Origin of the sequence: Streptomyces shaanxiensis, from assembly GCF_039537145.1 — a bacterium.
Taxonomy (GTDB): Bacteria; Actinomycetota; Actinomycetes; order Streptomycetales; family Streptomycetaceae; genus Streptomyces; species Streptomyces shaanxiensis.
In genome coordinates, this window is sequence record NZ_BAAAZY010000027.1 from 89952 (window position 1) to 112687 (window position 22736).

Below are 22736 nucleotides of genomic sequence, written 5' to 3' on the forward strand. Positions count from 1 at the left end.
TCGCCTCGTCCCGGCCGCCGCGCGTATGTCAGGGCCGACCGCCCGCTCGACGGGTCAGAGCTGGGTGACGTCCAGGCCGCCCTCGGCGTACTGCCTGCGCAGCACCTTCTTGTCGAACTTGCCGACGCTCGTCTTCGGCACCGCCGTGATGACCGTCCAGCGCTCCGGGAGCTGCCACTTGGCGATCTTGCCCTCCTCGGCGAGGAAGGTGCGCAGGGCCTCGAAGTCGGTGCTGGCGCCCTCCCTGAGGACGACCGTGGCCAGCGGGCGCTCGCCCCACTTGTCGTCGGGGACGGCGACCACGGCGGCCTCTGCGACGTCCGGGTGGGACATCAGCGCGTTCTCCAGCTCCACCGAGGAGATCCACTCGCCGCCGGACTTGATGACGTCCTTGGCGCGGTCGGTGAGGGTGAGGAAGCCGTCGGGGGAGATGATGCCGACGTCGCCGGTCTTCAGCCAGCCGTCCTCGCTGAACTTGTCGGCGGGGCGCAGGGGTTCGCTGTCGGGACCGTTGTAGTAGGCGCCCGCGATCCAGGGGCCGCGCACCTCCAGTTCGCCGGCCGACTCGCCGTCCCAGGGGAGGCGTTCGCCGCCGGGGCCGGTGAGGCGGGCCTCGACGGAGGTGGGGAAGCGGCCCTGGGTCAGGCGGTACCCGAACTCCTCCTCCGTGCCGACCGCGTGGGCCGGCGGACGGGCGACCGTGCCGAGCGGCGACGTTTCCGTCATGCCCCAGGCGTGACAGACCCGCATGCCCAGCTTGTCGAAGGCCTGCATGAGGGAGGGCGGGCAGGCCGAGCCGCCGATCGTGACCTGGCCGAGGGTGGAGACGTCCCGTGGCTTGGCGGTGAGCTCGGCGAGCAGGCCCTGCCAGATGGTGGGCACGGCGGCCGCGTGGGTCGGCTTCTCGCCCTCGATCATCTCGGCGAGCGGCGCGGGCTGGAGGAAGCGGTCCGGCATCAGCATGTTGACGCCGGTCATGAAGGTGGCGTGCGGCAGGCCCCAGGCGTTGACGTGGAACTGCGGGACCACGATCAGCGACGTGTCCTGGTCGGTCAGGCCCATCGACTGGGTCATGTTGACCTGCATGGAGTGCAGGTAGACGGAGCGGTGGGAGTAGACGACGCCCTTGGGGTCCCCGGTGGTGCCGGAGGTGTAGCACATGGCGGCGGCCTGCCGCTCGTCCAGCTCCGGCCAGTCGTACGTGATCGGCTTGCCGGTGATCAGGTCCTCGTACTCGTGCACCTGAACGTCGGCGTCCGCGAGTCCGGAACGGTCACCCGGCCCCGACACCACCACGTGCTTCACCGTCTTCAGGTGCGGCAGCAGCGGGACGAGCAGGGGCAGGAGCGACCCGTTGGCGATGACGACGCGGTCGGCCGCGTGGTTGACGATCCAGGCCAGCTGCTCGGCCGGGAGCCGCAGGTTGAGGGTGTGCAGCACCGCGCCCATGGAGGGGATCGCGAAGTACGCCTCGACGTGCTCGGCGTTGTTCCACATCAGGGTCGCGACCCGCTCGTCGGCGGCCACGCCCAGGTCGTCGCGCAGGGCGTGCGCCAGCTGCGCCGCACGCGCACCGACCTCGGCGAAGGAACGGCGGTGCGGCTCGGCCTCGCCGGTCCAGGTGGTGACCTGCGATGTGCCGTGGATGGTCGACCCGTGGGTCAGGATCCTAGAGATCAGCAGCGGTACGTCCTGCATCGTGCTCAGCACGGCGTCCTCCCGGGGGCGACATTGCCTACGCGGTAGTAAGGGTTGCGGAGATTCTGCGCGCATACCGCGCGGTATGTCACTAGGGTCGGGCGATCGATCATGTCACGTTGCGTTCACGAGGCTGTGACGCTAACGGGGTACAGGGCGATCGAGGGGTGGCCCCCACACCCCGATGGCGCCGATACCCCCAGGTCAGAGCAGGTTCGGCGGCTGCCTCACCGTCGGCCCTGCGCCGCCGCTACCGGGCCAGCACCAGCTCAGGGTCCTCGCGCAGCTTGCCCAGCGCCCGCGACACCGCCGACTTGACCGTGCCCACGGACACCCCGAGTACCTCGGCCGTCTGGACCTCGCTGAGGTCCTCGTAGTAGCGCAGGACGACCATCGCCCGCTGCCGCGCCGGCAGCCGCATGATCGCCCGCCACATGGCGTCGTGCAGCGCCTGCTGCTCCGCGGGGTCGTCGTGGCAGCCCGGCCTGGGCTCCGGCTCGGGCAGCTCTTCGCAGGCGAACTCGTCGACCTTGCGCTTGCGCCACTGCGACGTCCGCGTGTTCAGCAGTGCCCTGCGTACATAGCCGTCGAGAGCGCGATGATCCTCGATGCGCTCCCAGGCCACGTATGTCTTGGTGAGCGCGGTCTGCAGCAGGTCCTCCGCGTCGCTCGGGTTCGCGGTCAGCGACCGGGCGGTACGCAGCAGCACCGGCTGGCGGGCCCGCACGTACGACGTGAAGGAGGGGTACGTCGCGTTCGGAAAGGACCGCGTCGCGGCGTCGGAAGCGCTGGTGCAGACGGGTGTGGTCATGGCTCCACGCTATGAGCGGCCCCTCCTTCAGCGGATCGGCCGCAGGTGCCGAAGCAGCGTCCGCCTCAGGTTGTAGGGGTGGGGCTGACTCCACCTCCTGAAGGTGGACGAGTGGGGGACACGTACTGCGGGATTACCCCTGGGGGTCACCCGTCGGCGGCGAGGTGGAGTGCCGTCCGTCGGGCGCGAGGCTGGGGGCATCTGTCGGTGGCGAGGTCGAGGTCGGTCCGTCGGAGGCGAGGCTGAGAGCCGTCCATCGGCCGCGAGACTAGGGCACCGCACCCGTCGGCAGACGGGGGACAACCCCAGGCGGCACGACCAGAGTCACCCATCAGCAGCCAGGACCAGCCCCGACGTCGGCACGCCCGTACCGGCCGTCACCAGCACCCGCCCCGCCCCGGGTATCTGATTCACGGACGTCCCCCGCACCTGTCTCACCCCCTCCGCGATGCCGTTCATGCCGTGCAGATACGCCTCCCCCAGCTGCCCCCCGTGCGTATTGAGCGGCAGCCGCTCCTCGGCCACGAAGTCCCCGGCCTCCCCCTTTCCGCAGAACCCGAACTCCTCCAGCTGCATCAGCACGAACGGTGTGAAGTGGTCGTACAGGATCCCCACGTCGATCTCCCCCGGTCCCAGCCCCGCCGTCCGCCACAGCTGCCGCGCCACCACGGCCATCTCCGGCAGGCCGGTGAGGTCGTCCCGGTAGAAGCTCGTCATCTGCTCCTGCCCTCGGCCGGCGCCCTGGGCCGCCGCCGCTATGACGGCCGGCGGGTGGGGCAGATCACGGGCCCGGTCGGCGGACGTGATGACGAGCGCCTGGCCTCCGTCCGTCTCCTGGCAGCAGTCCAGCAGCCGCAGTGGCTCGACGATCCAGCGCGAGGCCGCGTGGTCGGCGAGGGTGATGGGTCTGCCGTGGAAGTACGCGGCCGGGTTGGTCGCCGCGTACTTGCGGTCGATGACCGCCACATGCCCGAAGACCTCCGGCGTCAGTCCGTACGTGTGCAGGTACCGCTGGGCCGCCATCGCCACCCAGGAGCCCGGTGTGAGCAACCCGAACGGCAGCGACCAGCCGAGCGCCACGCCTTCCGCCGACGGCTCCCGGTGCTGCACGCCCGAGCCGAAACGCCGCCCCGACCGCTCGTTGAACGCCCGGTAGCAGACCACCACCTCCGCGACCCCCGTCGCCACGGCGAGCGCCGCCTGCTGGACGGTCGCGCAGGCCGCGCCGCCCCCGTAGTGGACGCGGGAGAAGAAGGACAGCTCACCCATCCCACAGGCCTGGGCCACGGTGATCTCCGGGCTGGTGTCCATCGTGAACGTCACCATCCCGTCCACGTCGCCCGGCGTCAGCCCCGCGTCGTCCAACGCGGCCCGCACCGCCTCCACGGCCAGCCGAAGCTCACTGCGCCCCGAGTCCTTGGAGAACTCCGTGGCCCCGACACCGACAATCGCCGCCCGGCCGGAGAGGGAGTCCCTTGTGCGCGTGCTCATACGGCACCTCCCGAGGGAGCGGTGGCCGTCGGCACGGTCACCGTCACCGTGCCGGTCACATGTCTGCCGATGCCGTTCGCCCCGACGACCCGTACCGTCGCCGTGTCGCCGTCGAATTCCTCGACCGTGCCCGTCAACACCATGGTGTCTCCCGGGTAGTTGGGCGCCCCTAGCCGTATGGCCACGCTGCGCAGTACGGCCGTCGGTCCGAAGTGGTCGGTGATGTAGCGGCCGACCAGGCCGTTCGTCGTCAGGATGTTCATGAAGACATCGGGGGAGCCCTTTTCGCGAGCCAGCTCCGCGTCGTGGTGCACGTCCTGGTAGTCGCGTGAGGCGATGGCGCCGGCAACGATCAGCGTGCGGGTGATCGGGATCTCCAGCGGCGGCAATTCGTCCCCGGCCTTCATGGGCTTCTCCGCTGCCTGTGCCACTTCCGCCGTCTCCGCCGCGTTCGTCGCGTCCCTCGCCTCCGTCGTGTCCGTCGCCTCCGCGCCGCCCGTCATGCTCCAGCCCCCTTGATCTCCCGGGACCTCTGGATCCCCTGGATCTCCTGAACCTCCTGCGCCTCCTGAGCCTCCTGGATCTCCTGAACCTCCTGCGCCTCCTGAGCTCGCCAGACCGGCAGCACCAGTTCCTCGTCGCAGTCCTGGAACTCGAGCCGTACCGGCAGCCCGATCCGCACCTTGTCGTACGGCACACCCACCACGTTGCCGATCATCCGCACGCCCTCGGCCAGTTCGATCAGGCCGACCGCGTAAGGAGGGTCGAAGGCCGGGAACGGCGGGTGGTGCATCACGACGTACGAATAGACCGTCCCCTCGCCGCTCGCCTCGACCGTGCCCCAGTCCAGGCCGCCGCAGGTGTTGCAGCCGGGCAGCCAGGGGTGCCGCAGAGTGCCGCAGCCGGTGCAGCGCTGGATGAGCAGGGTGCGGCTACGGACGCCCTCCCAGAAGCCGGCGTTGTCACGGTTGACGACGGGGCGGGGGCGTGGAGGCTTCTCACGGCGGCCTGGCTGACGTATGGGCGCGTACTTGAGGATGCGGAAGCGGTGGGTGCCCGCGAGGTCGGTGCCGACGCGGACGTCCATGCGGGTCGTGACGAAGTACCCCGTGCCGAGCTTCGTCGTCTTCTTCTCCGACACCGACTCGATCACCGAGTCGAAGGTGATCTCGTCCCCCGGCCGCAGTGGTCGTAAGTACTCCTGCTCGCAGTCGGTGGCGACCACCGAGGTGTAGCCCGCCTCGTCGAGCAGGCCGAGCAGTTCGTCGTACGCGTGCGTGCCTCTCGTACGGCCGGAGAGGCCGCTCATGGTCCACGCCTGGAGCATGGTGGGCGGTGCGATCGCGTCCGGTCCCGAGTACGCCGGGTTGGTGTCGCCCATCGCCTCGCACCAGTGCCGGATCATGGGCGCGTTGACGGGGTCCTTGCCCGCACGGGCCACGGCGGCCGACCGCCCCTCGTAGACCTTCAACCGCGCTGCGAACTCGCTGCCCGTCTCCGCGAACTCGCCGCCCGTCTCCACTTCATGGCTCACCGCCGACTCGTGGCTCACTGTCGCCCCCTCGTCTCATCGACGTCGTCGCCCCACAGCGCATCGCACTGACACTTCTGGTACACCGCGACCGCCGATCCGGTTCCCACGAGTTTTCGGGAACGTCCACGAGGCCCCACGAAGGTTTCTGACTGTCCGTCAGATACGACTCACTGTCAAGGCTGCCGATGAACGCCCGCGCGACAGCGGCAAAGGCCTCGCGCAGCAGCGTCGAAGCGCCCGCATGACAGCGCCGGAACGCTCACGCAACGGCCCCAGGACACCCGCGCACGACAGCGCCAAAACGCCTGCGCGGCGGCACCGAAGTACCGCCGCGCAGACGCGTTACACCCCACAGAGCACACCCGACACAATCCGAGGGGGCCGATGCCTGAGCACCGGGGCACCGACCCCCTCAGCTCACCACCAGAGCGGCGTGAAGTTGACGGCCGCGTTGTCGTTGCCCTGGTTGATGGCCGTGAACGCGGACCCGTTGACCTGGGCGGTGTTGCTCTGGTTCGAGGCGCCGGAGCCGGTCGCCTGCTGCTGGGTGGTGGACGAGGTGCCGTAGTTGTCGCCGCCGCCCCCGCTGCCGATGAGGCCCTGGACGGCGTTCGTGACAGCCGCGCTGGATCCGTCGTCCGCGAAAGCGCCGTTGTCCGCCGCCGCGACGCCGGTGAACAGAGCGGCGGCGAGCGGGAGGGCGGAGACGGCTGCGATGACGCGGGCGGTACGGATGCTTGCCATGTTTGTTCCTCCAGAACAGGTGCGCCCAGGCTCCCCGCCGGACGCATTGGTGGTGCATGAAGTACTGCTCTTTCCAAGGCAGTTGGCCGACCACCCCGGAGTTCTGCACGACGTCGCGAGATCAGAGTTGCCCACCGAATCCCCGGCGAACCACCCCGGAAGCCCCCATTCGCCCTCAAGCGTGATGACAAGTCGATAAACCCCTTTCGCCACTCCTAGCTCGCGTGTCAGGGCAGTACGGACAGGTCAACCCCAAGCAGCACAAGAGGTGAAGCGTTCCTGCATGCTTCCGGCCAATCCCCGCCGACCGGCGAGTCGCCGACCGGGGACACCTCTAATCCCCTTCCCTTTTTCGAACACTCGTACGAACATAGAGGCATGGCCACCACCGACCGGCAGGCCACGACGCTGGCCCTCGCACACGCCCTGTCAGCCGCCGAGCGCGGACTGGCCGTCCTCCCCCTGTCCCGGACGAAGCTCCCGGCCCTGCGTTCCCCGCACCGTGACGAGCCCGACCCCGACCCTGCCCCTTGCCACGGCGAGTGCGGCCGCTTCGGGCACGGCGTCTACGACGCGTCCACCGACCCCGCCCGCATCCGCGACCTCTTCGCGGCCGCACCCTGGGCGACGGGCTACGGCATCGCCTGCGGCCTGCCGCCACACCATCTGATCGGCATCGACCTCGACACCAAATCCGGTACGGACTCCTCGGCCGCCCTGCGCGAACTGGCCCTGCGCCACCTGTTCACGATTCCGCCCACCGTCGTCGTCCTGACCCCGAGCGGCGGCCGCCACCTCTGGCTGACCGGCCCGGCCGACATCGTCGTCCCCAACTCGGCGAGCCGTCTCGCGCCCGGCATCGACATCCGGGGCGCCGGCGGCTACCTCGTGGGCCCCGGCTCCCGTACCGACCACGGCGTCTACAGCACGGCGCCCGGCACGTCCCACATCGCCCCCGCGCCCTGCCCGCGCGCCCTCCTGCGCCTCCTGCTCCCGCCACCCCGCACACACCACCACGCGCCCCCGTCGACCGGCGGCCACGGCCAGGGGCTCGTCCAGTTCGTGCTCGCCGCGCACGAGGGACAGCGCAACACCCGCCTGTTCTGGGCGGCCTGCCGCGCCTACGAGGACGGCATCGGCCCCGCCCTCGTCGACCCCCTCGTCGAGGCGGCCCTCAACACCGGCCTGACCGAACGCGAGGCCCGCGCCACGATCGCGTCGGCGGCACGCATGACAGGCCACCGGCCCTGACACGCGCCGTCGCCCCACAGGCCCCCGGCCCCCAGGCCCTGTACAGGCCCCTGAACAGACCCCTGAACAGGCCTTGAAATTCACGGGAGCTCGATGCACCACCGCCCTAGAGTGCCGACCATGTCGCTGACCCGTGTCGTCCTCACGTCCGGCCGCTCGCTCGACCTCTCCGAACTGCGGCTCTCCTCGACGTACGGCGGAATGCTGGAGGGCTATCCGTGCAAGCCGGTCAACGAGATGAAGATCAAGCGCCTCGTCCTCGCCGCCGAGCGGGCCGACCCTGCCACTCCGGTGCACCTCGTCGCGCCGCCGCGCGAGTATCCCGACCAGTACGCGGGCGCCTTCGGCCCGGTCGAGGTGCTGCCGCCGGTGGCGTGCGTCGGCGCCTTCCGTTCGACCGCCCTCGACCGCGACCACGACCCGGTCCTCCATCGCTCCGCCCTCACGATCGTCTGGTTCCAGCCCACCCCGTACGTGCCGTCCGGCTGTGACGCGGAGGAGGCGTTGCGGGAGGTCCCTTGGGAGGAGCTGGCGCGGGACTACGAGCTCTAGCGGGACAGCGGGGCCGTGGGACAGCGGGACAGCGGGGCGCCGGGGCGAGGGCCGGCGTTGGGCCTCGGCATGACAAAGGGTTCGGCGTGTCGGCGGCTCGAAAATCGGCTTGTCCCTGAGAGGGGCCCCTATGCCAGGGTCGGCCGATGAGCGTTTCCCGACGTGACCTGATGCGCTGGCAGTTCGATCTCACGTGGGCGTTGTTCGAGTACCACCTCGAGCGGCTCCAACCCGAGGACTTCGTGTGGGAACCGGCGCCACACTGCTGGACGGTGCACCGAGACGCCGACGGCACCTGGGTTCCGGACTGGGCGGAGACCGAGCCCGACCCCGTCCCCGTGCCGACGATCGCCTGGGTGAGCTGGCACATCGGCTGGTGGTGGAGCGTGGCCACGGACCATCTGCGGGGCCGCCCGCCCCGGGAGCGGACCGACGTCACCTGGCCCGGCGAGGGGACTGCGACCGTCACCTGGCTGCGCGACCTGCGCACCGACTGGCTTGCGGCACTGGACCGCCTCGACGACCGGGACCTGGACGCCGCGGCCCCGTTCCGCTGGCCGAACGACCCCGAGTACACCGTCGCCCACATGATCGGCTGGGTGAACGCCGAGTTGATGAAGAACGTCGCGGAGATCGGGCAGTTGCGACTACTGCGGGCCCAGCGGTCTTGATGTCCACGCGCGGGGGGGGATGTCTCTGCGCGAGATGTCCAAGCGGACACAGAGCGACAAAATGGTCGTTATCTCCCGTTTGCTCTGCTTGCGCCGGATCGGAGAGTGCCATGAAGGACCTCAAACTTGAGCAGAAGCGCTCGCTGTCCCGCCTTGAGGCGGCTGATCAGCTCGAGGCGCTCGCGGCCGCGCTGAGGGAAGGCGGGGAGGCCGAACTGGAACTCGACCCCTGGAAGCTCAGCCTGCGGATCCCCGCCGACCTTCACAGCGAGATCGAGGTCGAGGTCAGTGACGGGGAGATCGAGCTGGAGATCGAGTTCAAGTGGCCGGCCGCAACGGCTGCCCGGACAGCGTCACCGCAGGCCGCGACAGGCGCGGAGAAGGCCGTGAGCGGGCGGAAGAGCACGGCTGCCGCTTCCAGGCGAAGCAGTACCGGTGGAGGCAGAACCTCGAAGCGGACCCCCGCGAAGAAGCCCTGAACCGCGCCGAGGCACGGCCTCATGACCCACGCAGCGCGAGAACCGATTCAGCCACACAGAGCGGCCGGACTGCGAAAAGGGGCGCCCGGAAATCCGGACACCCCTTCCCACCTGGCCTTACGTCGCCTGGTAAGCGGTGGGTGTGGGATTTGAACCCACGGTGACTCGCGCCACGACGGTTTTCAAGACCGTTCCCTTAGGCCGCTCGGGCAACCCACCTCGCCCCGGCCCACCAGGGGCGGAGCGGGTACAGCGTACCGGCCTCACGCGTGGTGCGGGGTTCCTGGTCCGGATGGGGTCGGTTGGCCCGTCCTGTGTCAGGTGCCGTCGCCCACGCGGACACCGTTGACGGCGGTGTCGAAGGCCGGGCGGTATTCGTGCCATTGGTCGTCCGGCGCGGACAGGTAGATCACGTACTGGGTTCCGTCGGCGCTCGCGAAGGCCAGCTCCGCGGCCCGGTACTTCCGTGCCCTGCCGTCGAAGGTGAACTCCCAGTACCCGGCGGGCCCTCCCCGGAAGGTCGTCTCGGCCATCCTCACCCGCTCATAGCCGGGATTGTCGCGAGCGGTCTGTTCCTCCTCCGTCTCGCGCCAGTGCTGCAGCGGATCGGTGCCGGCGAACTCGATGACGTTGACCCTCAGGCCCACGAGGCCCGACGGGTCTATGTAGCCGACTTCGCCGCCGGAGAGCGTCTTGCGGGTCCAGCCGTCCTGCACGGGCACGGAGATGCCGGTGTCCGGACTCTCGAGGTGGTATCCGGCCGGTACCGGCGGCACGGAGGAACTGGAGCCGGGGCCAGAGCCGGCGCCGGCGCCAGGGCTGGTGCTCGTCGTGGGCGTGGTCGGCGTGGTGGGCGTGGACGCCTCGGAGCCGGACGCCTGCTTGCCAGGCCCGTCGGTCCTGCCGTTGAGCCACCACACCGTGCCGCCCGCCAGGCAGGCGGCGAGTGTCACGGCCAGGGCCGACAGCACCACCGTACGGCGACGGTTGGCGCGGCCCTTGGGCGCGGGAGGCGCGAGGGCGTCGGTACGGTCCGGTCGCGTGGGCAGGTCCAGGGGCTCGGTCCGGGTGCCGGTCACGTCGCCCAGGCGGCGTTCGACCTCGTGCACGTCCATGCGTCGGCCCGGGTCCTTGACGAGCAGGCCCTCGATCACCGGGGCCAGCTCGCCGGCGTTGCGCGGCGGCTCGTACGGGTCCGTGGCGATGGCGTACGCGGTCTCGATCGCGGTGTCGCGGCGGAACGGGTCCCGCCCCTCGACCGCCTGGTACAGCGTCGCCCCCAGGGCCCACAGGTCACTGGCCGGACCGGTCTCCGGACGCGCGCCCCGGAGCCGTTCGGGCGCCAGGTAGCCGATGGAGCCGATCAGCTCGCCGGGCTTGGTCAGCGAGGACGTGCCCGACTCCATGGCGATGCCGAAGTCGGTGAGGATGATCCGCCCGTCGTCACCGAGCAGCACGTTGGCGGGTTTGACGTCCCGGTGCTGCACTCCGACGTCGTGGGCGGCGCGCAGGGCGGCGGCCATGGCGCGGCCGATCCGGGCGGCTTCCTCGGGTGGCAGCGCACCCCGCCTCTTCAGTACGTCGCTCAGCGTGACCGAGGGCACGTACTCCATGACGATGCACGGCAGGCCCTCGTCGTCGACCACGTCGTGCACGACGATCACGTTGGGGTGGGTGATCCGGGCGGCGCTGCGGGCCTCGCGGCGGGTGCGCTCGTAGAGCGTGCGGACCTCGTCGTCCTGCAGGTGCGGTGGGATGCGCAGTTTCTTCACGGCGACATGGCGGCCGAGCATCTTGTCCTCGGCACGCCAGACGGTGCCCATGCCGCCGCTGCCCACCCGGTCCACCAGCAGGTACCGGCCGGCGACGAGCCGCCCAAGATCGGACACCGCGAGATTGTCCCCTTGTCTGCTTGCCATTCGCGGCTCTGCTTCCCGTTCGCGAAGAGTCGAGGTCGAGAAGGCACGATAGCCCATTCGATTGCATGGACACGGTCACCGGACGATCGGCAACTCCCGGCGCGCATCGCGCAGTCCACACCTGTGTGTGAACGAGGGCCACCCGGTGGGTTGGGACGCGGTTCGTCGTGTCCTGGTTCCCTTCACTTCCCGGAAGCCTGGTTCCCCTCGCTTCGCAGAAACCCGGATTCCCTCGCTCCCCGGAAACAGACACGCGCGCGTGGTCGGCCCCTCACACGGAGCCGGACCTACGCGCGCGTGGCCGTCGAGCGTCAGCTGTCGCCCGTGCGGGAGCCCAGGGTCAGTTCGACGGTGCGGGACTTGCCGTCCCGTTCGTAGGTGATCGTGACCTTGTCGCCGGGCTGGTGGGTCCAGATCTCGCCGATCAGGGTGGGACCGGAGTCGATCACCCTGTCGTCGAGCTTGGTGATGACGTCGCCGGGCTGGAGGCCGGCCTTGTCGGCGGGGCCGCCCGCCTCGACCGCGTCCGCGCTGCTGTTGCCCTGGTCGACGATCTTGGCGCCGTCGCTGGTGTCCTCCGTGGAGACGGAGGCACCGATCTTGGCGTAGACCGGCTCACCGGTCTTGATCAGCTGCTGGGCGACGTACTTGGCCTGGTTGATCGGGATGGCGAAGCCGAGGCCGATCGAGCCGGACTGGCTGGTGCCGCCCAGGCCGTTGGCGGCGGACTGGATCGCGGAGTTGATGCCGATGACGTTGCCCTGCGCGTCCAGCAGCGGGCCGCCGGAGTTGCCCGGGTTGATCGAGGCGTCCGTCTGCAGGGCGCTCATGTACGAGGCGTTGCTGCCGGTGCCGTCGCTGGAGGCCACCGGGCGGTTCTTGGCGCTGATGATGCCCGTGGTGACCGTGTTGGAGAGGCCGAAGGGGGCGCCGATCGCGATCGTCGAGTCGCCCACCGCCACCTCGTCGGAGTTGCCCAGCGTCAGCGGCTTGAGGTCCGACGGGGCGTTCTTGAGCTTGATGACCGCCACGTCGTAGCCCTGCGCGTGGCCGACGACCTCGGCGTCGTACTTCTTGCCGCTCGGGAAGGTGGCCGTCAGCTTGCCGCCGTCGACCGCGTCTGCCACCACGTGGTTGTTGGTGAGGATGTGGCCCTCGGCGTCGAAGACGAAGCCGGTGCCCGTGCCGCCCTCGCCGCTGCTGCTCTCGGCCTGGATGGTGACGGTGCTGGGCAGCGCCTTGGCGGCCACGCCCGCGACGGTGCCCGGGTCGCGCTTGACGGAGCCGCCGCTGTCGGGGGCGGAGACGGTCGTGGAGGAGGTGGTGTCGTCGTTCTTGGCCAGGGTGTAGCCGAGGCCGCCGCCCAGGCCGCCCGCGACCAGCGCGGCGATGAGGACCGCGGCGAGCAGACCGCCGCGGCCACGGCCGGACTTCGGCGCAGGCTGCTGGTACGTGGCACCCCAGCCGGAGCCCGCACCGGCACCGGCACCTCCGGCCGCGGCACCGCTGTCGGCGTACGGCTGCGTGCCGGGCGGCGGCGGGGGCGGCCAGGAAGCGTCGGGGGCCGAGCCCTGGGTGACGGGCGGCTGGGGGACGGGCGGCTGCGCGCCGACGCCGTTCGAGGCGACCGGGGCGGCGGGCGGCTGTGGCCCGTCGGCGGCTCCCGGGGCTGCGTACGGCTGCGTGCCGTTGGAGTTCGCCGGGGCGCCGCTCGGCACCGGCGGGAGCGGCGTGGTCGGGGCGGCGTCGCCCTCTGGGGCCGGGTGCTCCTGGGAAGCCGGAGCAGCGGGAGTATCCACCGGCACGGGGGGTGCGGACGGGGCCGGGGGTACCGCGGCGCCCTCGTTCTCGGTGCTCACAGCTTCTCTCCTCGATCCACGGCTGTTGTCTTCGGTCGCACTCGGTCACGCCCGTTCGCTTGCCACTGCTTGTCGGCGGTCGGTGCGTTTCAGCTGTGCATGCCTTTATGTATGCCGTCAGCTTTTCCCACAGGCCGTCAGAGCACCATAAGCGGTCGCTGTGGGTCCACGGCCAACCTTTATATTGCCCATGTGAGACTAAACGGGCGCAATCCCTGCGCACCCGCTACACCTCCGGTCGCACGCTCGCCCTCGTGCGGTGGCACCATGACGCGGTGACCCACGCACGGCAGCAGCAGATCCAAGTCGTCGCCCATCGCGGAGCCTCCGAAGACGCTCCCGAGCACACCCTGGCCGCGTACAAGAAGGCGATCGAGGACGGTGCGGACGCCCTCGAGTGCGATGTACGCCTCACCGCGGACGGTCATCTCGTCTGCGTCCACGACCGACGCGTCAACCGTACGTCCAACGGCCGCGGCGCGGTCTCGGCCCTGGAGCTCGCCGAGCTCGCCGCTCTGGACTTCGGCTCCCGCAAGAACCGTGACTCGTGGAAGAACCGGGCCGAGGAGCCCGACTGGGAGTTCCGGCCGGAGGACCCCGAGGACACCTCAGTGCTCACCCTGGAGCGGCTGCTCGAGCTCGTCGCCGACGCCGGGCGGCGGGTGGAGCTGGCGATCGAGACCAAGCACCCGACGCGCTGGGCGGGACAGGTCGAGGAGCGGCTGCTGCACCTGCTGAAGCGGTTCGGGCTGGACGCGCCCGCCTCGGCCGAGGAGTCCCCGGTGCGCGTCATGAGCTTCTCGGCGCGCTCGCTGCATCGCGTGCGTGCCGCCTCGCCGGCGCTGCCGACGGTCTATCTGATGCAGTTCGTCTCGCCCAGGCTGCGGGACGGCCGACTGCCCGCGGGCGTCCATGTCGCCGGCCCCTCGATCCGTATCGTGCGCAATCACCCGGCGTACGTGGAGCGCCTGAAGGGGGCCGGGCACCAGGTGCACGTCTGGACCGTGAACGAGCCCCAGGACGTCGACCTCTGCGTCGAACTGGGCGTGGACGCCATCATCACCAACCGCCCGCGCGCGGTGCTGCACCAGCTCGGCCGCTGACACGCGCGCGTGCTCCCTGCGCCGCGCACTCGAAGCACGCGCCAGCGCCCCGGGCAAACCGCACACCGGGAAACCCCTAGAACCTCATCAATCCCTGCACAACCTCTTGACCCTGAAGTACCACCAGCCTCATCCTCCACTCTCGGCCACACCGATAATTTCCAGCCATCTCGACTACGGGGAGTGCTCCGGCGCGTTCGGTCCGTATTCGATCGTTGTGAATGCGTCGCAGGACATTGATTGGCCGGTTTCCGGTACAGGCCAATGGGGCATCCACACCGTGGCGTGGGGCAAAGGAGGTCTCGGGGGTGGCGTTGGTGGTGGCACAGGAGGTGCCCACGTCGTCGAGCATGGCCGTACCCCATGGCCCTGCGGGCGTGGGGGAAGCGAGACACCGTATGCGCTCGCAGTTGCGCAGGGGCGGGGTAGCGGAATCGGTCATCGACGATGCCGTACTGATTCTTTCCGAACTCTTGAGCAACGCGTGCAAACACGGCCGACCACTGGGTGAGGCACTGTCCGGGGACGGCGACGTCCTGGCCTCATGGCGCGTGGACGCGGGCGGCAGGCTCACCGTGGAGGTGACGGACGGCGGCGGACCCACCCGCCCGGCTCCGGCCACGCCCTCGGTCACCGCGCACGGCGGCCGCGGGCTGAACATCATCACCGCGCTGGCCGACGACTGGGGTGTACGGGACGACGCCCGCGGTGAGGTCACGGTCTGGGTCGTGGTCCACGACGACGTTCATGATCCCGATGCCGGGCACCGCCGCGACGACTTCGCTACGCGCGTTGCGGCGCCGCCCGTGAGCGCGATACCCGGCCTCGACTTCGCGGACGCCTTCGACGACCTGGATTGACGGCCACACGGACCCGGAGGCCGCACCCGGCACGAACCGTGGGTTGTCCACAGGCTCCCGTCGGCCATGGCCTTAAGGGCTAGGCTCGCGCCGTACGAGACGAGCCGTAACCGGGAGACAACTCACGATGGCCAAGAAGCGACCCCAGACCCAGGCCAAGCGCCCGCAGCTCAGCGACGGGGAGATCCCGGTTGTCGGCGCACGCGAGCCCTGCCCCTGCGGCAGCGGCCGCCGCTACAAGGCCTGCCACGGCCGGGCCGCCGCACAGGCGGTGACCGAGCTCGTGCACCGCCCGTTCGAGGGGCTGCCGGGCGAGTGCGACTGGGTGGCCCTGCGCGAACTGGTGCCGGCCGCCACCGTCGAACTGCCCCTGAAGGGCGGCCTCCCCGAGGGCGTCCCGTCCGTCACCCTCGCCACCGTCCTGCCGATGGCCTGGCCGGCCCTGCGCCGCGACGACGGCTCGGTGCTGCTCGGCCTGCAGAACGACACGGCGTCGGGCGACATCAGCCGTGACCTCGCCGACACGCTGCAGCAGGCTCTCGCCGCCCAGCCCGGCACCCCGGTCCAGGGCCGCCGCGCCCCGGCCGACGGCCCGCGGCTGCAGGATCTGCTCGACCCCGAAGGCGCGTTCGAGCCAGTTGTGCACCCGGGCTTCGAGTTCTGGGTCCCGGACGCGGAGAACGCCACTCCGGAGGTCGCCGCCTCCCTGGAGCGGGCCAACGCCGCGGCCATCCCGACCGTGAAGCTGACCGGCGTGGACGCCGCCTACTGGTGCCAGACGCCGGAGAAGAACCACCTGCGCTGGGTCATGCCGCACCCCGAGGAGCAGCTTCTGGACGCTCTCGCGCGGCTGCACGCGGCGGGGAGGTCGAGCCTCGGCGAAGGCACCCGGCTCGTCGGTTCCTTCCGCGCTCACGGCCTCACCGTGCCGGTCTGGGACCTGCCGAGCGAGGTCGGCGCGGAGGACGTGGAGAAGCCGGCGGCCGAGTTCGCCGAGCGCCTCGCCGCGGCCCTGGCCACGGACGCTCCGCTCACCGCGGACGAGCGCCGCGCGCGTGGCGGCCTGACCAACCGGCAGGTCACGCTCAGCTGACGCACAGGACGGAGATGGGGTTCGGCTGAACGGCGGTTCAGCCGAACCGGCCCTCGTGCGAGGGGTGAATCCGATCACAACTCCCAAGTGGAGCAAGGGAATCCGTGACTGGAAAGCCCAGATCGAATTTGCGAACGGCCGATCTCTTGTTACCGTTCCATTAGCCCGGTTGCTGGTGCATCCCCCGTCGCCAGCAACCGGGTCTTTCCATGTGTGCAGTCCTTTACGGAATGACGCCGTGTGTCAACGTCCCGTGGACGCCTCGGAATTGTCCGGCACGGAGTTGCTCGCGGCGCGCAGCAGCAGCGGACCGTTCCCGGCCCGCGCGGCGAACTCAGCGACCGCCGTGTAGGCGTCCAGGCCTCCCCGGGTGGGCCGCCGGGGCGTCTCACACGTCCCGGGCTCGTCCTCGGCGCCCCCGGCGCAGCGCATCTGCACCGTGCGCCCGCCGGGCCCCATGAGGCTCAGTACGGAGTCCAGGGCGCCGCCGGTCGCATTGCGGAAGTAGGTGCGCGCCCAGGTCTCCTCGCCCTGCGTGAGGACACAGGTCTGCGCCTCGATGCCCTCCGGGGAGGTCAGCTCGGGGCCGCAGCGGGCGGCGGTGACCAGGCCCAGGCCGAGCAGCAGCGGCGAGTCGCCGGGCTCGGCGGAGGGCCCTTTGGCGTCGACGGCGGGGGAGGGGCGTACCGAAGGGCGCTCGGACTTGCGTGACGTATGGCCGAGGGCGCGCTCCTCCTCGCCCACGGGTCCCGCGGAGGCGACGGCCAGCGGCAGCGCGACCGCGCCCACCACGACGCCGGTGAGGGCGAACAGACGGATCTTTCCTGAGCCTGAGCGGCGTGTCTCAGCGTGACGGGGCATACACGGAATGTAACGACCGCGCACGGGTGTCCCGTTCCGCGCGCGCCGTACACCCCTACAACTCGGGTGCGCTCACACCCGTACGAGTGAGGGCCTCGACCACGGCGTCGACCACGGCCTCCACATCGGGCACCCACGGGGAGGCCGAGCCGGGCAGCGGGGCGCGCTGCCAGCTGATGGGACCCTGGCCCGTCTCGGACGGGGGCAGGGCGAGATAGCCGCCCTCGCCGTGGAAGCGCAGGGAGCCCGGGACGAAGTCCTTGGCGTACAGCAGTTCGCCCAGCTGCTCCATGGAGTACGGCTTCACCAGGATCGCCCAGCGGGTGGGCGAGGCGACGACCGGGCCGAGGCGCATGCCCATGCGGTCGAGCGCGGTGAGGGCGTGGGCGGCCGGCAGGGCCGGAAGGCTGACCGCGCAGGGCGCCTGGCCGCCGGTGGCGAGGACGATCGGGGCCGCGGGCCGGTTGGACCACCACCAGCGCACCATGCGCTCGTCGGTGGTCGCCGCGAGGAGACCGGGGTCGAAGGGGTGAGCACCGGGCACCGTGCATTCGGGGTCCGGACAACCGCAACGGTCCCGCTTCTGCGGATCCGCCGCCACACCCGGGAGTACGGGCCACTGCCATTGAGTCGCGAAGGTCAGGGCCGCGCTGATCACCTCAGGCCTCCCGTCGCCGCGCAGGAGCCTGCGTCGCTTTCCGAGGATCTCGCGCATGAGCGCTCGTTCCTTTCCGTTGCACCGCTGGCAACACCGTGGGCCACATCACACCATGTGTCGATCACTTCACTGTGCGTACCTAATGGCGCATCACACCCCTGCCCTGGGCAAGGGAAACCCCTATGGGTCGAGCGTTGGCTGCTTCCGCGGCAGCCCCGTCCATACTGCGTCTAGCAAAAGCATGGGCGTGGCGTGGGGTGGCGAAGTCTGGCGTTTTGCTGTCCCGCGTATTTCTCTTCGCCTCCGCCACGGGAGGATGGGGCACGGCCGTCGGTGGCTAAGACGCCCGGGTCCGTCACCAGGTTCCGGGTGGTTGTCAACCGCCCCTGGCCTTCACCGAGTACGTACCCATCACGACCGCTGTGACGCTCCGTGGAGCGAAACCAGTCGACCGCAATACCCCGTTCCCTGCGACAGTTTTAAGCCAACTTTGCCTTTACGCAAGAGATCTACGACGACTGCTCTGGTTGCCCACGGACACCAGGAATCCCGGCAGGACAATGCTGGACATCCCCTCACGAGTGCGTGTACATGTGGAGACACTGCTAGCGGCGCAGAATGACATGGGGGTTTGCGATGCTTTTGAGCAATACGCACCGGTCGGAAAGCCGGACGCCATGAACGCTCCCCACCCTCCGAAAGTGGCCGGAATCGATTCGACGGTTCCCTCGCCCGCACACACTGTCGCGCCCGCGCAAGCGGCCTCCGGCGCCTCAGCGATCCCCCCACCGAACCCACCGGGAGTGGTGCTCCAGGACCGTCTCGCCGGCTGGGTGTCGGACCTCACCACGCTCCACGAACTCACCGAACGCCTGGCCCGCACGGACACGCTCGCCGAGGCCCTCGAGGAACTCCTGCGCGCCGGATCCGCCCTCGTGGGCGCCCGGCGTGGTCTCGTCGTGCTGGAACCGGCGGACAGGCTGGGCCCCGACACGACCATCGGGCTGGGCCTCGCCCGCGCCGACCTCGGACACATCGAGACCGTGCCGCGCAGCGCGATGTCGTACGGCAGGATCCTCGACGGTCTCCCGGGCGGCGACGGCGAGATCGCCGAGCCCGACCTGCTCGCCGAGGACAAGCTCGACCCACGCCACCGCGAGGTGGCCGCCCGCCTCGGCTACGCCGCGAGCTACGCCCTCCCCCTGTCCTCCGACGCCGCCGGGCGCCTCGGCGCCGCCGTATGGCTGTACGACGAGCCCGCCGAACCGGCCGAGCGCCAGCGCCACCTCGTCGGCCTGTACACCCGCTACGCCACCGAGCACCTGGCCCGGCTCCTCGAAGTAGAGCGCACGCGCGCGTGTCTGCGGACCATGGCCGAGGAACTGCTCCCCTCCCGGCTGCCCCGCATGGCGGGCGTCCAGCTCGCAGCCCGGCACCGTACCGGCCCGCGCGGGGGCGGCGACTGGTACGACGCGCTGCCGCTGCCGGACGCCGCGCTCGGCCTCGTGGTCGGCTCGGTGACCGGCTCCGGGCCCAGCGCGATCGCCGCGATGGGACGGCTCAGGGCGTCCCTCCGGGCGTACGCCGTCATGGAGGGCGAGGACCCGGTCGCGGTCCTGTCCGACCTGGAACTGCTGCTCAGACTCACCGAGCCCGCGCGTTCCGCCACCGCCCTGTTCGCCTACTGCGAGCCCGCCCTGCGCAAGATCACGCTCGCCGGTGCCGGGCACACCCCGCCGCTGCTGATCGGTGACCGTCGCACGGAGTTCGTGGAGACCTCCGTGTCCGCGCCGCTGGGCATGCTGGCCTGCTGGGAGGCGCCGAGCGTGGAGCTGACGGCGGAAGCCGGAGAGACGGTTCTGCTGTACACCGACGGACTGCTGCACCGCACCGGCGACCCCACCGACCGCGCCTTCGCCCGGCTGCACGCGGCGGCGGCCGGCGTGCCCAGGGCCATCCGGCACGACCCGGACGCCGTCGTCGACCGCGTCCTGCGGACCGTGCTGCCGGACGGGCTCGACCGGTCGGACAGCGAGGAGGACGTCGTCCTGCTGGCCGCTCGCTTTGAGTAGTTGCCGCTCACGCGCGCGTAGTGGCCTTCGAAAGCTCCCATAACAGGCGAGTGACCTCGGCCATAGCAGCGGCGCCCGAGCGCGGGCAGCAGGCCTTACGGCCCTGGGTTCCCTTCTGTACGTCCGTACGATGGACGGGGTCCAGTGCCGTATCTAGGAGGATGACCGTGGCCGACGAGCTCACCCCGGCTGAGTCCAATGCTGCTACCGCAGCGGGCCCGGAAGCTGAGTCTGAGGAGCCCATCAAGCAGCGCAAGAACGGCCTGTACCCGGGCGTGTCCGACGAGCTTGCCGAGAACATGAAGTCCGGCTGGGCCGACACGGAGCTGCGTGACCTGGCGCCGGTCCCCCAGGCCGCCGAGACCGCCGCGCGGCGTGCCGCGCTGTCGGCGCGGTTCCCGGGCGAGCGTCTGGTGATCCCCGCGGGCAACCTGAAGACACGGTCGAACGACACGGAGTACCCCTTCCGGGCGTCGGTCGAGTACGCGTACCTCACCGGCAACCAGACCGAGGACGGCGTGCTCGTCCTGGAGCCCGTCGCCGGCGGCCACAAGGCGACGATCTACCTGCTGCCGCGCTCCGACCGCGAGAACGGCGAGTTCTGGCTCTCCGGCCAGGGCGAGCTGTGGGTCGGCCGCCGGCACTCGCTCACCGAGGCGGAGAAGCTGTACGGCATCCCCGCGTCCGACGTGCGCGAGCTGACCGACAAGCTCCGCGAGGCGACGGGCCCGGTGCGCGTCGTGCGGGGCTACGACGCCGGCATCGAGGCCGCGCTGACCGACAAGGTCACCGCCGAGCGGGACGAGGAGCTGCGGGTCTTCCTGTCCGAGGCACGGCTGGTCAAGGACGCGTTCGAGATCGGCGAGCTGCAGAAGGCCGTCGACTCCACCGTGCGCGGCTTCGAGGACGTCGTGAAGGTCCTCGACAAGGCCGAGGCGACCTCCGAGCGCTACATCGAGGGCACGTTCTTCCTCCGCGCGCGCGTGGAGGGCAACGACGTCGGCTACGGCTCCATCTGCGCGGCCGGCCCGCACGCCTGCACGCTGCACTGGGTGCGCAACGACGGTCCCGTGCGCTCCGGTGATCTGCTGCTGCTCGACGCGGGCGTCGAGACGCACACGTACTACACCGCCGACGTCACGCGCACGCTGCCGGTCAACGGCCGGTACAGCGAGATCCAGAAGAAGATCTACGACGCCGTGTACGACGCCCAGGAGGCCGGTATCGCGGCCGTGCAGCCGGGCGGCAAGTTCCGGGACTTCCATGACGCGGCACAGCGTGTGCTGGCCGAGCGGCTCGTCGAGTGGGGGCTTGTCGAGGGGCCGGTGGAGCGGGTGCTGGAGCTCGGGCTGCAGCGGCGGTGGACGCTGCACGGGACCGGGCACATGCTCGGCATGGACGTGCACGACTGTGCTGCCGCGCGCGTGGAGTCGTATGTCGACGGCACGCTGGAGGAGGGCATGGTGCTGACCGTCGAGCCGGGGCTGTACTTCCAGGCCGACGACCTGACCGTGCCGGAGGAGTACCGGGGGATCGGGGTGCGGATCGAGGACGACATCCTGGTGACGGCCGACGGCAACCGGAACCTCAGCGCCGGGCTGCCTCGGCGGTCGGACGAGGTCGAGGCGTGGATGGCGGGTCTGCAGAGGGACCACAGCTGATCTGCCGTCTGCGGGTCGTTCGTGGTTGATCGCGCAGTTCCCCGCGCCCCGTTGGGCGTTGGGGTCGACCTGCATCTGGAAGCCGACGTCGGTGAAGGGCGTCGTGTGGGGCTTGAACGCGCCCTGCGCGACGCCGTTCGCGACGGGCGGCTCGCCCCCGGCACGCAACTGCCCGCCACGCGACGCCTCGCCGACGAGCTCGGCATCTCGCGGAACACCGTGAAGGCGGCGTACGACCAACTCGTCGCCGAGGGGTACCTCACTGCCCGGCAGGGGTCCGGTACCCGGGTCGCCACGCTTCCCTCCGCCGCCGCCAGACCGCTGGAAGCCGCCGCACGCGCGCGTGTGCCGCGTTTCGACCTGCGCCCGGGAAGCCCGGACGTGGGGGCGTTTCCGGCGGCTGCCTGGTTGCGGGCGTTGCGCAGGGCGATCGCCACGGCGCCCTCCTTGGCGTACGACTACGGCGATCCGCGTGGCCGTGTCGAGTTGCGGACCGCGTTGTCGGGGTATCTGGGGCGGGCGCGCGGGGTGATCGCGCCGCCGGAGCGGATCGTGATCACCTCCGGGTATGTGCAGGGGCTGGCGCTGCTCACGCGCGTGCTGGCGGGCGGCACGATCGCCATGGAGGACCCCGGGCTGCCGTTCCATCGGGAGGTGGTGCGGCGGGGCGGGGGCGCCGTCGTGCCCGTGCCGGTTGACGAACGGGGTGTGCGCGCCGGGGAGTTGAGGGACTGCGAGGCCGTCGTCGTCACGCCCGCGCATCAGTACCCGACCGGCGTGACCCTGCACCCGGAACGACGGCGGGCGCTCACCGACTGGGCACGCGCGCGTGGCGGCCTGATCGTCGAGGACGACTACGACGGGGAGTTCCGCTACGACCGCCAGCCCGTGGGCGCGCTGCAAGGGATGGCGCCGGGGCAGGTGGCGTATCTGGGCACGGCCTCGAAGACGCTCGGTCCCGCGCTGCGGCTGGGCTGGATGGTGCTGCCGCCGCACCTGGTCGACGCCGTCGCCGACGCCAAGCTGCACAGCGACCATCACACCGAGTCCATCGGCCAGTTGGCGCTCGCCGAGCTGATCGACAGCCATGCGTACGACCGTCATGTACGGGCCTGCCGGCTGCGCTACCGGCGGCGCCGGGATCAGCTCCTGGAACGGCTGGGGACGGGTCGGGCCGTGCGCGGCATCGCGGCCGGGCTGCACGCGCTGGTGGAGGTCGACGACGAGGCGCGAGTGCTGGCGCGGGCCGAGGCGGAGGGGCTCGCGGTGGGGTGTCTGGGGGAGCACTGGCATGCGCCCGGCGGCGGTGACGGGCGGCCGCAAGGGCTGGTCGTGGGGTACGGGACGCCTCGGGAGCGGGCATATCCGGAGGCGTTGGACGTGCTGGGGAAGGTGTTGGAGAGCGGCTGAATTGGGCCG

The 22736-nt window shown here is 70.7% G+C and carries 20 protein-coding genes and 1 tRNA gene; 10 read left to right on the plus strand and 11 right to left on the minus strand.

Features of this window, described 5'->3' with window-relative positions:
* Positions 1-54 precede the first annotated feature (54 nt).
* The 6 genes from ABD932_RS37800 to ABD932_RS37825 all read right to left on the minus strand — a co-directional run bounded on the left by ABD932_RS37800 (position 55) and on the right by ABD932_RS37825 (position 6278).
* Entirely contained in the window at positions 55-1698 is a 1644-nt protein-coding gene (locus ABD932_RS37800) for a long-chain fatty acid--CoA ligase (protein ID WP_345020287.1), read from the minus strand.
* Positions 1699-1948: 250 nt separating this feature from the next.
* Entirely contained in the window at positions 1949-2509 is a 561-nt protein-coding gene (locus ABD932_RS37805; protein WP_345020175.1) for a SigE family RNA polymerase sigma factor, read from the minus strand.
* A 324-nt stretch (positions 2510-2833) separates the two neighbouring features.
* A complete protein-coding gene (locus tag ABD932_RS37810; protein ID WP_345020177.1) occupies positions 2834-4000 on the minus strand; it encodes a lipid-transfer protein in 1167 nt (388 codons plus the stop codon).
* Entirely contained in the window at positions 3997-4407 is a 411-nt protein-coding gene (locus ABD932_RS37815; protein WP_345020289.1) for a MaoC family dehydratase, read from the minus strand. Before ABD932_RS37815 ends, ABD932_RS37810 begins: the two co-directional genes overlap by 4 nt.
* 92 nt (positions 4408-4499) lie before the next feature.
* The gene (locus ABD932_RS37820) at positions 4500-5522 is read right to left on the minus strand and encodes a bifunctional MaoC family dehydratase N-terminal/OB-fold nucleic acid binding domain-containing protein (RefSeq protein ID WP_345020291.1); all 1023 of its coding nucleotides are present in this window, start codon (positions 5520-5522) and stop codon (positions 4500-4502) included.
* 429 nt (positions 5523-5951) lie between these two features.
* On the minus strand, positions 5952-6278 hold the full coding sequence (locus ABD932_RS37825) for a hypothetical protein (protein WP_345020179.1): 327 nt from the start codon (positions 6276-6278) through the stop codon (positions 5952-5954).
* Between the two features lie 378 nt (positions 6279-6656).
* Between ABD932_RS37825 and ABD932_RS37830 the strand changes: the two genes are divergently transcribed.
* The 4 genes from ABD932_RS37830 (at position 6657) to ABD932_RS37845 (ending at position 9231) form a co-directional block, all read left to right on the plus strand.
* On the plus strand, positions 6657-7529 hold the full coding sequence (locus ABD932_RS37830) for a bifunctional DNA primase/polymerase (protein WP_345020181.1): 873 nt from the start codon (positions 6657-6659) through the stop codon (positions 7527-7529).
* 120 nt (positions 7530-7649) lie between these two features.
* Complete coding sequence (locus ABD932_RS37835) at positions 7650-8081, plus strand: hypothetical protein (RefSeq protein ID WP_345020182.1); 432 nt, start codon at positions 7650-7652, stop codon at positions 8079-8081.
* A 146-nt stretch (positions 8082-8227) separates the two neighbouring features.
* Positions 8228-8752 (plus strand): DinB family protein, encoded by a 525-nt coding sequence (locus ABD932_RS37840; RefSeq protein WP_345020184.1) that lies wholly within the window; start codon positions 8228-8230, stop codon positions 8750-8752.
* Between the two features lie 110 nt (positions 8753-8862).
* Positions 8863-9231: an amphi-Trp domain-containing protein gene (locus tag ABD932_RS37845; RefSeq protein WP_345020185.1), complete on the plus strand. Its 369-nt coding sequence runs from the start codon at positions 8863-8865 to the stop codon at positions 9229-9231.
* A gap of 134 nt (positions 9232-9365) precedes the next feature.
* Here ABD932_RS37845 and ABD932_RS37850 read toward each other — a convergent pair.
* From ABD932_RS37850 to ABD932_RS37860, 3 genes are all read right to left on the minus strand, one after another.
* Positions 9366-9450, minus strand: a tRNA-Ser gene (locus ABD932_RS37850).
* A 98-nt stretch (positions 9451-9548) separates the two neighbouring features.
* Positions 9549-11120, minus strand: coding sequence for a serine/threonine-protein kinase (locus tag ABD932_RS37855; protein WP_345020186.1), 1572 nt, complete (start codon positions 11118-11120; stop codon positions 9549-9551).
* A gap of 341 nt (positions 11121-11461) precedes the next feature.
* Positions 11462-13009, minus strand: a complete 1548-nt coding sequence (locus ABD932_RS37860; RefSeq protein WP_345020188.1) for a S1C family serine protease — start codon at positions 13007-13009, stop codon at positions 11462-11464.
* 275 nt (positions 13010-13284) lie between these two features.
* Here ABD932_RS37860 and ABD932_RS37865 point away from each other — a divergent pair, with 275 nt between their 5' ends.
* The 3 genes from ABD932_RS37865 to ABD932_RS37875 all read left to right on the plus strand — a co-directional run bounded on the left by ABD932_RS37865 (position 13285) and on the right by ABD932_RS37875 (position 16065).
* The gene (locus ABD932_RS37865; protein WP_345020189.1) at positions 13285-14112 is read left to right on the plus strand and encodes a glycerophosphodiester phosphodiesterase; all 828 of its coding nucleotides are present in this window, start codon (positions 13285-13287) and stop codon (positions 14110-14112) included.
* Between the two features lie 221 nt (positions 14113-14333).
* Positions 14334-14972, plus strand: a complete 639-nt coding sequence (locus tag ABD932_RS37870; protein ID WP_345020191.1) for an ATP-binding protein — start codon at positions 14334-14336, stop codon at positions 14970-14972.
* Positions 14973-15099: 127 nt separating this feature from the next.
* Positions 15100-16065 (plus strand): DUF5926 family protein, encoded by a 966-nt coding sequence (locus ABD932_RS37875; RefSeq protein WP_345020192.1) that lies wholly within the window; start codon positions 15100-15102, stop codon positions 16063-16065.
* Positions 16066-16308: 243 nt separating this feature from the next.
* On the opposite strand, the gene ABD932_RS37880 is transcribed toward ABD932_RS37875, so the two are convergent.
* Together ABD932_RS37880 and ABD932_RS37885 are read right to left on the minus strand one after the other, a co-directional pair.
* Positions 16309-16926, minus strand: coding sequence for a hypothetical protein (locus tag ABD932_RS37880; RefSeq protein ID WP_345020193.1), 618 nt, complete (start codon positions 16924-16926; stop codon positions 16309-16311).
* Positions 16927-16981: 55 nt separating this feature from the next.
* Positions 16982-17641, minus strand: a complete 660-nt coding sequence (locus tag ABD932_RS37885; RefSeq protein ID WP_345020195.1) for a bifunctional DNA primase/polymerase — start codon at positions 17639-17641, stop codon at positions 16982-16984.
* Positions 17642-18144: 503 nt separating this feature from the next.
* Between ABD932_RS37885 and ABD932_RS37890 the strand changes: the two genes are divergently transcribed.
* From ABD932_RS37890 to pdxR, 3 genes are all read left to right on the plus strand, one after another.
* Positions 18145-19656 carry a PP2C family protein-serine/threonine phosphatase gene (locus ABD932_RS37890; RefSeq protein ID WP_345020197.1) on the plus strand — a complete coding sequence of 504 codons (1512 nt, stop codon included), beginning with the start codon at positions 18145-18147 and terminating at the stop codon, positions 19654-19656.
* A 161-nt stretch (positions 19657-19817) separates the two neighbouring features.
* Positions 19818-21317 (plus strand): aminopeptidase P family protein, encoded by a 1500-nt coding sequence (locus ABD932_RS37895; protein WP_345020199.1) that lies wholly within the window; start codon positions 19818-19820, stop codon positions 21315-21317.
* A gap of 21 nt (positions 21318-21338) precedes the next feature.
* The gene (gene pdxR / locus ABD932_RS37900; RefSeq protein WP_345020201.1) at positions 21339-22727 is read left to right on the plus strand and encodes a MocR-like pyridoxine biosynthesis transcription factor PdxR; all 1389 of its coding nucleotides are present in this window, start codon (positions 21339-21341) and stop codon (positions 22725-22727) included.
* The last annotated feature ends 9 nt before the right edge of the window (positions 22728-22736 follow it).